The sequence below is a fragment of the Dellaglioa sp. CoH-57-MRSF-17 genome, from assembly GCF_056782015.1.
Window position 1 is genome coordinate 1 of record NZ_JBXAXY010000129.1, and the last position, 278, is coordinate 278.

Annotated in this window: 1 protein-coding gene; it reads left to right on the forward strand. The window is 56.1% G+C overall.

From position 1 onward, the window contains the following. Window positions 1-278: hypothetical protein (locus tag AC1RPJ_RS08140; RefSeq protein ID WP_481762903.1), on the forward strand; the 278-nt coding region annotated here is incomplete at both ends.

Below are 278 nucleotides of genomic sequence, written 5' to 3' on the forward strand. Positions count from 1 at the left end.
GGAAGAAGCTGATCTGGAAACCTTGGTTCGGGTCTATGAGCATCAGCTCGAACATGCAGAGAAGTTCGCAGAGGGCAAGTGCGAGTCTTGCGGGCAGGCGGTGAAGATTAAGGACCCGGCAACGCTCAAGAAACGCCTCAAGGCCGCTCAGAAGAAGCGGAAGAAGCACGCACAGGACGATGCCTACCGAAAGGCGCGGGCCGCGCAAACCCGTGCAGAAGTCCGCCTCGCAGAGCTTGAGAAAGAACAGAGCTGTCTCGTCAAGAATCAGAAAAAGT